The following is an 11,485-nucleotide window of genomic DNA, read 5'->3' as shown; positions in this document are numbered from 1 at the left end:
CGGGGGCGAGAACCGCCGTCGACGGCCCGGAGCTGACCCCGGCAGGGCCGGGGCTCCGCGGCCCGGCGCCGCGGAGCCCCAGCCGTGGGAGCCGCCCCCCACCAGGGGTCCCGTCGGGCGGCGGACGTCAGCGCTTCCAGACGGTCGCACGCCAGGTCGTCGCCTTGTCCGCGCCGTCGGTGCCCACGGCGAATCCGGCGATCAGTCCGGCGTCGTTGATCGCGAACGCCGCGGCGTAGGGCCCGAGGGGCGAGGGCGGCAGCGGGACGACGGTGCCGTCCGGCTTCCACAACAGGGCCTTGTCCAAGGCGGGGTTACCGGCCGGCGGCCACGCGTACCCCACGGCCGCACCCCGGTTGTTGATCGCCAGCACTTCCCCGGCCGCTTCCGCCGGGTTGGGGAGCACGGTCCGGGTGCCGTCCGCGTTCCAGCGGGCCGTGTCGCCGTTCGGGTCGTCCTCCAGGGAGGCGCCCACGGCGGTACCCGCCCGGTTGACGTCATAGCCCCGCCCGGGCCCGGCATCGCGGACGGTGCCGTCGGCCGCCCACACCAGGACCCGGTCGTACGTGGTGCTTCCGGCCAGCCGCCCGTGGCCGAGGATCACCCCGTTGTCGGTGATCCGGCTCGTCCGGGCCCCGACGAAGCCCGCCGGGAGGGGCAGCGCGCTGACGGCGCCCGCCGCGTTCCAGCGCACGGGGTGCGCGGGTGCGTCGGTGCCGTCGCGCTTCTCGGTCCACCCGACCGCCGTGCCCGCGTTGTTGATCGACTTCGCAGTGCCGCTGTCGTCGCCGGGCAGCACGGGCAGGTCGGTCCTGCTGCCGTCGGGCTGCCAGCGCAGCGGAAGCGAGCGGTCGTTCCCTGCGGACGCCTCACCGGCCACCGTCCCGGAGTCGTTGACGGCCGACGCCTTGCCGCCGCGCGCCCGGTCGGGAAGCGTCAGCCGCGTCGGGGCGGCGCCCGGCGTCCAGCGGACGGGGTGGGAGTCGGCCAGGTCGTCGTAGGACAGGCCGACCGCCCATCCGCGGTCGCTGAGCGCGGTCGCGGTGCTGAACTGCGCACCGGGTAGCGGCGCCAGCCGGGTGTAGCCGGGGCGTCTCGCGTTCCACCGGATCGCGAGCGGTCCGGTGGAACCCTCGGTGTAGTACTCGCCGACGATCGTGCCCCTGCCGTTGAGGTCCTTGACGAAGCTGTGGAGGCCGCCCGGCGGGATCGGGAGGAGCCGCGAGGTCAGCGGTCGTTCGGAGGGTTCGGCCACCGCGACGGGTGCGGAGCCCAGGAGGAGCAGGGCCGTTGCCGCTGCGGCGAGGGGGACGGATCGGGGAGCGTGCACACGGGTCATTTCGGGCACTCCTGATCTCTTCGACGACAGAGACGTGCACATGCATGGGTACTGCGTTCGTTCCAGGCCAACGAGGAGCCCAAGCCGGCGCTCAAGTTTCCTTCTCTGACTGGCTGTTGGCAGCCCGATCTCCGAAACGGCCGGATGCGCACGCACGTTCGCCTCGGGTCGCCCCCTCCGTCGCTCGACGCCTCCCCCGACACATCGGCACCCGACTTCCGGGCGAGGGCGCCCCAGCAGTGCTTCCGTCCCGCGGCGATGGTCACGGCCCACGAGCGGCGGGCGTCCCCGTCCGCCCGCGGGCAGTGGGGGACTGCGGAGAATTCCGGCCACCGCCCGCGAGGACCCGCCCCGGCAGCAGCGCCCTTCACCCCGGCGGGGACGCATCCCCCCGATCCGAGCGGGAGCCGTCGATGGCCCACGCACCCTTCCCCGGCGACCTGACGGTGTGGGCGGCGGCCGGCTTCCGTTCCGCCGCACCCGTCACCCCGACGGCGGACCGGGACCTCAGAGGAAGTTGTTCGGCCAGATCATGGTGCGCCACATGTGGGCCACCGGGGACCCGTCGAAGCCCAAGCCCTGCGCGGGCTGGCGGAAGTTGCGGCCCACCACGTCCTCGAAGTCCTCGAACTCCACGTGCTCCTCGGGGTCGAAGTCGTACACGTCGTTGAGGGTGACCACCCGGGCGGACATGTACCAGCGGTGGTTGCGGGCTTCGAGGTAGGCGAGCCGGGTGTGAGCGGGAGGCCGGTAGTCGGCGCCGAAGAAGTCCACGTACGCTTCCGGGTAGCCGTAGCCCACGCTCTCGTCGGGGAAGTAGCGCAGGACCTCGTGTTGACGGATGGCCCAGGCGACCTCCTCGTCCACGTAGGGGCCGACGAGTTGGGCACCCCAGTGCCCGTGCTGGCTCCGCACCAGGCAGCCGATGGAGATGTCGTGGAGGAGGCAGGCCAGCACCACCTTCTCGCTCATCCCCTGCTGCCGGGCCCTGTGCGCGCTGTGCAGCATGTGCCGGGCGGTGAAGGGATCGAGCGCGAGCCGCAGCCGGAAGAAGTCGGCGAGGGTGGGCCGTTCGGGCATGGCGGGAAGGGCCTCGTTGTCGCCCATCATGAACACCTCCCCCGGCCCGAGCGAGGACAGCCGCCGGTCCCCGGAGAGGTGGGCGTCGGTGCCGAGCGTCGCGACCGCCGGCGGACAGATGACGCGGACGTGGTGGTGCTGACCGTGAGGCATGCAGGACCCTTCCGAACGGACCGTGTGCTCCGGGCCCGATCCCACCAGAAGGATCAAGACGCGGGACGCCGCGTTCACCCGTGCGGCGGAGCGCGCCGACGGGGGGGGCGCCCGGATCACCGCAGCACGGTCCGGCTCCCCGACCCGGGCGGTCCGAGCCTCGATCGCGGCCCGTCCGGCCGACCGGGACCCGGGGTCCGTCTGGTCTCCCGTCGTCTCCCCGACGCCCGGACCGGCAGGGGAGCCGCGCTCGGCGCCGAACTCCACGGCGCCGACCGCGACCGGGTGATCGTCTGCGTCGTCGACGCCGACGGCACAGGTCTCACCCGATGCGCTCGACCGGGTCAGCGGCCCGGGCGGCTTCGCCGACCCGGAGACCGGCGGCGTGCAGATCGGCGTCCGCATGCGGAACACCGACGCCCCCCGCCCCCACCGGGGACGGCTCGCCAAGGCCCACGCGCGCCTGCTGATCCGGGTGCAGGAGGTGGAGTTCGCCGCCTCCAACACCGGTATGCAGTTGCTGCGCTGCCGCACCGGTTCGGTCGGCCTCGGTGGCAACGGCCAGTTCACCCGGCTCACCACCCTCGACCGCATCGCCGCCGACGCGCCCCCGCCTTCCTCGCCGACGGCCGATCGGCCCGGCGCTCGGGGCGGGCACCGGCGGCCGCTCACGTCACGGGCTGCCCGATGCGGCGACGAAGGTGTACGCGCCGAGTTCGAGGAACAGGGCGTCCGCGGTCTGGGGCACGCCGGTGAGGGGGACGGCCAGTCGCCGTTCGCGCGTTCCGGCGTTCCTGGTCACGGGGTTGTAGGCCCGCAGGACGAGCCGGGCGTCGCACGGGAGGGGTTGGTCGAACTGGACCACGACCGTCACCGTGCCGGAGTAGTTGGCGGGCAGGAGGACGGAGCGCGTGTACCCCTCGTCCGTACCGGGGGCATAGACCTGGGCCGTCAGGCTGAACGGCGCCTGCTGGTCGGTGTTGGAGAAGGTCGCGGTGCCGGCGGGCAGATCCGTTCCGGAGACCCCGAAGACGAACCGGGTCGGAGTGTCGTTCAGGTTGACGACGGCCAGGTCGGAGAGGACGTACCGGGTTCGCTGGCACGGGATGACGTCGATGTTGCGCCAGCCGACGTTGGGGTTGTACCTGACCCAGTTCAGGTAGTCGACGAGCGAACTGAACGTGGGCAGTTGGGGCGGCACGGGGTGGGCGGGCGTGTCCACGGTGGCGATCATGCAGTAGTGGCCCGGCGGCACCTCGCTCGGCCAGACGAAGGCGGACCTGCTGACGCAGATCTGCCCGGGGGGCACCTCCCGCCCGCCGCCCCGGACGGTGAACGGCACGGTGGTGCCACCGCCCTCCGCGGGGATCGGGGTCCACGCCCGCGGGTCCAGGAGCAGCCCTCCGGGGGCGTAGTACAGCCTGACGTTGCCGGAGGCGGGGCAGCCGGTCCTCAGGTTCCTGCCCCGGACGTAGATGCGGTTCAGCGCCCCGTGCACGACGGGATGGCCCACGCCGAGGTCGGGACCGCCGTAGCTGGACTCCAGCAGGTCGAAGTCGAGGATGTCGCTGCCGAAGGGGATGATGTCCGGGGACTCCCAGACGGGGTTGGACGTCGGGGTCTGTCCCACGTCCGGGAAGTTGTCGCGGACGAGGATGTCGTTCCAGCTGGCGGCCGTGTTGATGATTCCTCCTGGGTGCGGAGTGGTGACCGGGTGGAGGACGGGCTCGGGTACGTCCTGTGCGGCCTTCGCACACCGGAGGTGCATGTCCTCCGGGGTGATTCCGCCATCCGTCGGGCGCAGTTCTGGTGCCGAGGGGCGGGCGTCGGATTCCACGGAGGGGCGGCACCGTCGTTCGCGCGGTGCGGAGTCCCCGAATTCCTCGTGGGGACGCCCTGCTGACCGCCGCGGGGCAGCCGTCCTCATCGGCGACCGCATGGTGGGGCGCCGGATGCGTCGGTGAGCCGGTCCTGTCGTATCGAGACGGCGAATGCGCCTGCGCCGGAAGCGGATCCCCCGTGCACGGGTTCCGCGGGGAAGCGTCCCGATGCAGCCACTCTAGGGGGATCGCCGCACTCGGCCCAATCACCTGGACGAGTGAACGCGCGGCGTGCCCCGTTGCCGTGTGCCCGAGCCTGGACCGGTGCGGGCGCGCCGGCCGGGAGCGACCAGATGCCCGGCGCGACCGCAGCGGCGTCACGCCCCGGTGCCGAGCCTTCCGAGGGCCTCGGCACTGGGGCTGCCGGGTTCGGCGTGGTAGACGACCAGTTGCTGGCCTGGGGCGTCGCGGACGTCGAACACGTGGTGGGTGAGGGTGAGGGCGCCGACGTCCGGGTGGTGGAAGTGCTTCTTTGCCCGGGACTTTCCGCGCACCGTGTGCGTGCGCCAGATGCGCGCGAAGTCGGCGCTGAGAGCGTCGAGTTCGGCGATGAGACCGCGCAGTCTCGGGTTGTCCGGATCGATGCCGTACGCCTGTCGCAGATGGCCCACCACCGTCTCGGCCGTGCGCTCCCAGCGGGAGTGGAACCGCCGACCGGCCGGTGCGAGGAGAACCATGCGGGCCAGGTTGTCCATCGGTGCGAAGGGGCTGTACAGGGCCCGGGCCGAGGTGTTGGCGGCCAAGACGTCCAAGCTCGGGTCGATGACGAACGCCGGGGTGCCGGGGTAGCCGGCCAACAGGGCGCGGAGCGCGGGGTCGACCCGGGAACCGGTGGCAGCCGGCTGCTGCCGGGAGGCCGTGGTCCCGGCCAGCCGGTGCAGGTGCTCGCGGGCGTCGGCGTCCAACCGCAGCGCGCGGCCGAGCGCGTCCACCACCTGGGCGGACGGGCGGCGTTCGCGTCCCTGCTCCAGGCGTGCGTAGTAGTCCGCGTTGACCCCCGCCAGTACCGCGACCTCCTCGCGGCGCAGTCCGGCCACCCTTCGCACGCCGTGGCTCGCCATCGCGACGTCCTCGGGCCGTACGGCGGCCCGCCGCGCTCGCAGGAACTCCCCCAGGTGGTTGTCGGCCATGCACCCAGGCTAGACCCGGGGCCGGTGCGTTGCCTGGGTGCGGTGCACCCGGGCAGCACACGGCCTGGGCCGCCCGACGCCCCGAACCCAGGATGGGTGTCCTCCGACAGGAAGGCGAGGCCGTGACGGACACGACGACGAAGGTCATCGCGATCACCGGTGCCAGCAGCGGGATCGGCGAGGCGAGCGCCCGGCGGCTCGCCGCCGACGGGCACCGTCTGCTGCTGGGAGCACGGCGCACCGACCGGCTGGACCGGCTGGTGGCGGACATCACCGCTGCGGGCGGTACGGCGGCGGCCCGGCGCCTGGACGTCACCGATGCCGTGGACGTCCGGGACTTCGTGGCGGCGGCCGGCGAACGGTACGGCCGGTTGGACGTGACGGTCAACAACGCCGGAGTGATGCTGCTGTCACCGCTGGAAGCGCTCAGGACGGAGGAGTGGGACCGCATGATCGACGTGAATCTGAGGGGTGTCCTGCACGGCATCGCCGCCTCGTTGCCCGTGATGCGGGCGCAGGGCGGCGGGCACATCGTGAACGTCGCCTCCGTCGGCGCCTACGAGGTCTCACCGACCGCCTCCGTCTACTGCGCCACCAAGTTCGCGGTCCGCGCCGTCTGCGAGGGCCTGCGGCAGGAGTCCGCCGGTGACGTCCGGGTCACCCTGGTCTCGCCGGGCGTCACCGAGTCCGAACTCGCCGACCACATCTCGGACCCCGCCGCCCGCGAGCTCATGCGGACCTACCGCGCCGTGGCCCTGCCCGCCTCCGCGGTCGCGGACGCCATCGCCTACGCCGTCTCCCGCCCCCCGCAGGTGGACGTCAACGAGATCGTCGTCCGACCCGCCGCGAGCGCGCAGTGACGGCAGCGAGCAGACGGGCGTGCGGCCCGTGCGCCGCCTCCCGTCCGCAGGCTCGCGGCACCCCCTGCTTCCGGAGCCTTGATCCCCCACGGCCTCGGGACCGCCGCCGGCCAGTCGGCCTTTGGCGATCTGGACGGAGCCGCCGGGCGGGACGGGGCATCGCCCGGTGCCCTGAGCCTCCGCCCGTCCCACCGGGTCCGGGGCCGCCCGGACCGCGGGCTCACCCCGTCCGGTAGGCGTCCGGCAGCGCCTTCAGGTACGCCGGGAGATTCGGGTTGGCCCGCAGCCGGTGCGCCCAGTCCGGGTCCTGGTAGGTGGTCAGGGGGCTCAGCGGGAGACACCCGCCACCTCGCTGTCTGAGCGGACCCGCCCGCGCGGGACGGGCCTCCGCCGAACAGAGTGCCGATCTCCTGCGCCGTGCGCCGCGTCCGCAAGAGATCGGACGAGACCAGATCGACTTCGGCCTCCCCGGGGATCTCGGCTCTCGGGGCTCGGGCGATCGCGGCCGCGTCACGCAGGCCGTCGGGGGTGAGGACCGAGTCGTGCCAGCCCCCCACCACGCCCTCGACCTGGCGACTGGCCTCCGGGTGGGTGACGACGTGAATACTGCGCACCGCGGCCTCGCGCTTCGCTATTGCAGGGTTCCGCCGGACGGTACCGGGTACGCCCGACCCGTGCGGACGGTCCGTCAGGAAAGGGCGATATCCAGCACCATCAGGCCCCACACCAGGCGCGCCTGTCACGGCGCGCGGCGTGTCGGTCCAGCACCTCGCGCACCGCGGCGCCGCTCAGGAATCCGTCGGCGCACAGCCGGGGCCTGGCCAGGACGTCGGTCGCGAACCGCCAGAGCCCGGTGCCCGGCGCCAGGAAGCTGTCGACGGGGAAGGTGAACGGCTGCTTCTGCCTGGTCCGGACCGATTCCGGAACGAGCGGACGGCCCGCGTCCCAGAGGATCCGCTTGCGCCGCCCAGCGGCGGCCTTCAGCGGGTCGGGGGTGCGCCGGGCGAACTCGGTGACGGCCGGCTGGCAGTAGGGGACATGGCCCTCGATGCCGTGGGCCATGGAGAGGTGGTCGAGCTTGCGCAGGTTGAGGCCGGGCAGTTTGTGCAGCCGGTCGAAGGTGAGCAACTGCTCCAGGCGGGAGGGGCGGGCCGGCAGAGCAGTGCGAGGGCACTGTCGCGGCCGCTGCCGCGGGCCGGCTGGTCTCCAGCACCTGGTCCGGGGCTGGCCCCGCCCGTACCCGTGCCCCGGATGACCTCGACCGCGCGCGGTCGGACAGGACTGGTTCATGAAGCGGAGAGTGCGGGGGTGATGCCCGCACCCATCCCCCCGCGCCGACGACCGTCAGGCGGCGCCCGCCGCGCCCTGCACCGTCCGCTGTCGGCCGCTCCCCCTCCCGGGCGTCGTCACCGTGCGGTCACTCGCCCGCACGGCTCACCCGGTTCCGGGGCGGGCGTGTCGGGGCCTTACCGTCCGCGGCTTCCGAGTAGAACTGCTGTGCCCACTGCCGGTAGCGGCCGATCGGACCGTCGCCCTTGGCGAGCTTCGGAGCCTCGACGTGCTGCTGGTGGTGCCACATCAGCAGGTCGGCGCCGGTGTCGACGCTCGCCACCCGCTGCATGACGGTGCTCGCCAGCCGGGCGAGCGGGGTCGCCACCGCGCGGCCCAGCCGTGCTGGCAGCCCGGGAACGCCGTTCAGCTCCAGCTTCGTGCCGAACCGCAGCTCTATCCGACCCGGGGAGGTCGGCGTCGCGTGCAGCAGGACGTACAGGGTGCCGAGCTCCCGGGGCAGTTGCGTCCGCGCGGCGATGGTGCCGAGTCCGATCACGGTGAGGGTGTACGACGGGCGGAAGCCCCGCATGGCGGTGCCGCGCGCGGTCGCGGTGACCGTGCTGACCGGCTTCCCCGGCTCGGGCGTGCCCTCGATGTCGAGGTCCCGCAGGCCGTGCAGCGCGGGCAGGTGCCCCCAGTCGAAGGCGTTCTCGATGACGTCCTGGGGATGCCCCGCGATGTCGAAGGTGTCGTGGCTGAACGGCTGCCGAACGTCCATGGGAAGCACCGGGACCTCCCACTGCGGAGGCAACCCGAGGGCGTGCCACCACACGTAGACCCCGCCGTTGGCCTCGCACACCGGGTACGAGGTCAGCGATGCCTTCGGCGGTGTCAGACCGTACCCCGTGCGGACGCACGTCCCCGACGGGTCGAAGGCGAACCGGTGGAACGGGCAGACGAGGTCTTCGCCCTCGACAGAGCCGCCGACCCCGAGGTGCGCCCCCAGGTGGGGGCAGTGCGGGCGCACGGCGCGCAGCAGTCCCCGCCCCGTCCGGTACAGGACGACCTCCGCCCCGGCGAGCCGTCGGGTGGTGAGCGCCCCCGGCCGCAGTTCGTCGGAGAAGGCCAGGCAGAACCATCCGTTCGGGCGGGGCCGGACGGGACCGCCGAGGGAGTCCGCCGGGGCGGCTCCGGGTCGCCGGACCCCGCGCTCGACGAGGAGCTGTTTCACGAGGGGCTTCAGATGCGGCTTCATGGCGTCACTCCTGGTGCTTCACGGGGCAGCCCACGTCGTCCGGCAGGCCCGGCGAGGGGCCGTCCTCCGGCGCGTCCGGCGGGGCGGACCCGGAAGGGGGCCGTGCCGAACGGTCGTCCGCCGCGCAGCCGGGCCCACCGGACGGCCGCCGCTCGCGCAGCCTCAGGATCATCCCTCGCGAGCTCAGACTGGTCTCCACCTTGGGCCGGAAGGGCTGTTCGCCCGCGGGCAGCAGCTCCCAGCGTGCGACGACCGCGGTCAGGGCGATCACCGCCTCGGTGAGCGCGAACTGGTCGCCGATGCACTTGCGGGGGCCCGCACCGAACGGGATGTAGGCGGCCCGGTCCGGCTGGCCGTCGAGCCAACGGTCCGGGTCGAACAGTTCGGGATCCGGATAGAGGTCCGACCGATGGTGCAGCAGGTAGGGGCTGAGGACGAGGGTGCTGCCCTCCTTGAGCAGCACGCCGCCGAGGACGGCGTCCTCCCGGAGCGTGCGGGTCATCATCCAGGCGGGCGGATACAGTCGGAGGGTCTCCGTCACCACCCGGGAGGCGAGGCCGGACGAGGGAACCAGCGTCGGATCGAGCCGCCCGCCGCCGAGGACCCGGTCGGTCTCGTCCTGGAGGCGGCGCTGCACCTCCGGGTTGACCGCCAGCAGATGGAACGCCCAGGCCAGGGTGATGGCGGTGGTTTCCATCCCGCCGAGAAAGAACGTCAGGGCCTCGTCGGCCAGTTCGGAGTCGTCAAGCTGCCGCTTGCCTTCCTCGCTCTCCTCGTCCACCGCCGCGATCAGGGTGGACAGCAGGTCTCCCCGATCCGCCGGATCGGCCCGTCGCTCCGCGACGATCTCCGCGATGGTGGCTGAGAGCCGCTCCCGGGCGTCGTCGTACTGGCGCTTCTTCGGGGTGGGCAGCTCGCGCAGCGGGCCGGGCACCATCATGCGCCGGAAGAAGGCTGAGACGATGACGGCGGTGTCGGCCAGCGAGCGCCTCATGGTCTCGGCCGACAGCGCGCCGCTGAACATCGTCTCCATGGTGGCCCGGGTCGTCAGCGTCATCATCTCCTGGGTGATGTCGAGGGCGTCTCCGTCCTCCCAGGAAGCCGCCCGTGCCTCGGCGGCGCGGGCGAACACCGCCGCGTACCCGGTGATGCGACCGGGGTGGAACGACGGCTGACACAGCCGCCGTTGCCGCCGGTGCAGGGTGTAGGAGCAGGTCGACAAGCCGTCGCCGATGACCTCGCTGATCCGGTCGTAGATCGGGCCGCCCTTGTCGAAGACCCGGTCGTTGAGGAACACCTGCCGGGTCAGGGCGGGATCGCAGACCATCACGGCCGTGCTGGGGCCGAGCCGGACCCGGACCATCCTGCGGTACCCGGACAGCGACGAGATGAAGGCGAGCGGATCGCGCAGCAGGGGCAGCGCGTGGCCCAGCAGCGGCAGGGCGCCGGGGGCGAGCGGCACCTCCGCCGCCGTCACGGTGGTCGTATCGGTCATGAATGCCCTTCCCGAGGGGTGGTACGGGCCGCTGCCGGGGGCCCCGCGTCGCGGGTGACCTCCAGCAGCGCCGTGGTCCAGCGGAAGCCGAAGCCGAAGCTCACGACGAGGACGCGATCCCCGGCCCGCAGGGGGCCGGAGCGGAACAGCCGGTCGAGGGCGAGCAGGGCGTCGGACGGACCGGCGTGGCCGAGGTGGCGTCCGAAGGTCCAACTGGTGTCGTCGGCGCGGATGCCCAGCGGGGTGTCGGAGAGCACGAGGTCGAGCACGACCGCCCCGATCGCGATGGGCACCACCCGGGTGATGTCCTCCGGTCGCGCCCCTGCCTCGTCCAGGACGTTCTCGATGCCGCGCCGGGTGCCCCGGCGCAGGGTGTCGACGTGGGGCACCAGCCCGGTCTCCTCCAGGCGGAAGCGCCTGCCAGTGTGCGGGGAGGCCCGGGTCAGCACCTCCAGCTCCGGCTCGGTGACCTGCGAGGTGGCCACCAGCCGGGCCAGACCGGGGCCCCGCGTGAGGACGGCGGCGGCCCCGGCGTCACCGGCCACGTAGCCGTCGTCCCGGACGTGCCCCCACCGTGCCTCGGGGAACCGGGCGCCGGCGGTGACCAGGACGGCCCGCGCAGCGGGGCGGGCGGTGAGGTGGTCGGCCGCCGTGACCAGCGCGGCCGTGCCGCCGTCGCTCGCGGCTCCGAGTTCGAGACCGGCGGTGTCCCGTCCGCCCAGCACGCGGAGCAGATAGGTCCCGGGCGTGAAGTGTTCCTCGTCCTGGAAGTTGGCGTGTACCAGCAGGCTCAGGTCCTCGCGGGTGACGCCCGCGTGCCGCACCGCGCGCAGCCCGGCCCTGGTCGCCATCTGGGTGGCCGTGGTGTCCTTCGCGACGGCGGACGACGTGAAGCCGTTGAGCGCCGCCGCCGAAGGCCGTCCGGGAACCGGTCCGCTCCAGGGATCCCGGTCGGGTCTGATCGGGGGGATCCAGGAGCCGGTCCCGGCGATGAAGATGTCCCGCCACAACACTGTTGCCT

Annotated in this window: 10 protein-coding genes; 1 reads left to right on the top strand and 9 read right to left on the bottom strand. The window is 73.2% G+C overall.

The features are described from left to right. Window positions 1-127: 127 nt before the first annotated feature. From ACSMX9_RS27580 to ACSMX9_RS27565, 4 genes are all read right to left on the bottom strand, one after another. Complete coding sequence (locus ACSMX9_RS27580; protein WP_445397997.1) at window positions 128-1,339, bottom strand: hypothetical protein; 1,212 nt, start codon at window positions 1,337-1,339, stop codon at window positions 128-130. A 507-nt stretch (window positions 1,340-1,846) separates the two neighbouring features. Beyond that, complete coding sequence (locus ACSMX9_RS27575; protein ID WP_445397995.1) at window positions 1,847-2,572, bottom strand: hypothetical protein; 726 nt, start codon at window positions 2,570-2,572, stop codon at window positions 1,847-1,849. A gap of 673 nt (window positions 2,573-3,245) precedes the next feature. Beyond that, on the bottom strand, window positions 3,246-4,340 hold the full coding sequence (locus ACSMX9_RS27570) for a hypothetical protein (protein WP_445397993.1): 1,095 nt from the start codon (window positions 4,338-4,340) through the stop codon (window positions 3,246-3,248). A 429-nt stretch (window positions 4,341-4,769) separates the two neighbouring features. Next, window positions 4,770-5,582, bottom strand: a complete 813-nt coding sequence (locus ACSMX9_RS27565; RefSeq protein WP_445397991.1) for a helix-turn-helix transcriptional regulator — start codon at window positions 5,580-5,582, stop codon at window positions 4,770-4,772. 92 nt (window positions 5,583-5,674) lie between these two features. Between ACSMX9_RS27565 and ACSMX9_RS27560 the strand changes: the two genes are divergently transcribed. Next, the gene (locus ACSMX9_RS27560) at window positions 5,675-6,442 is read left to right on the top strand and encodes an SDR family oxidoreductase (protein WP_445397989.1); all 768 of its coding nucleotides are present in this window, start codon (window positions 5,675-5,677) and stop codon (window positions 6,440-6,442) included. On the opposite strand, the gene ACSMX9_RS27555 is transcribed toward ACSMX9_RS27560, so the two are convergent. The 5 genes from ACSMX9_RS27555 to ACSMX9_RS27535 all read right to left on the bottom strand — a co-directional run bounded on the left by ACSMX9_RS27555 (window position 6,370) and on the right by ACSMX9_RS27535 (window position 11,477). Continuing rightward, window positions 6,370-6,999, bottom strand: coding sequence for a histidine phosphatase family protein (locus tag ACSMX9_RS27555; RefSeq protein WP_445403114.1), 630 nt, complete (start codon window positions 6,997-6,999; stop codon window positions 6,370-6,372). The two genes, ACSMX9_RS27560 and ACSMX9_RS27555, sit on opposite strands and share 73 nt — an antisense overlap. Window positions 7,000-7,156: 157 nt before the next feature. Continuing rightward, window positions 7,157-7,732 (bottom strand): asparagine synthase-related protein, encoded by a 576-nt coding sequence (locus tag ACSMX9_RS27550; protein ID WP_445397987.1) that lies wholly within the window; start codon window positions 7,730-7,732, stop codon window positions 7,157-7,159. Window positions 7,733-7,859: 127 nt separating this feature from the next. Beyond that, complete coding sequence (locus ACSMX9_RS27545; RefSeq protein WP_445397985.1) at window positions 7,860-8,969, bottom strand: Rieske 2Fe-2S domain-containing protein; 1,110 nt, start codon at window positions 8,967-8,969, stop codon at window positions 7,860-7,862. Window positions 8,970-8,973: 4 nt separating this feature from the next. Further along, window positions 8,974-10,464, bottom strand: coding sequence for a cytochrome P450 (locus ACSMX9_RS27540; RefSeq protein ID WP_445397983.1), 1,491 nt, complete (start codon window positions 10,462-10,464; stop codon window positions 8,974-8,976). Beyond that, window positions 10,461-11,477, bottom strand: a complete 1,017-nt coding sequence (locus tag ACSMX9_RS27535) for a ketoacyl-ACP synthase III family protein (protein ID WP_445397981.1) — start codon at window positions 11,475-11,477, stop codon at window positions 10,461-10,463. Before ACSMX9_RS27535 ends, ACSMX9_RS27540 begins: the two co-directional genes overlap by 4 nt. Between the last annotated feature and the right edge of the window lie 8 nt (window positions 11,478-11,485).

The sequence above is a fragment of the Streptomyces sp. LE64 genome, from assembly GCF_052606915.1.
Note: the sequence above shows the minus strand (reverse complement) of the source record. Positions and strands in the feature narration are given on the sequence as shown.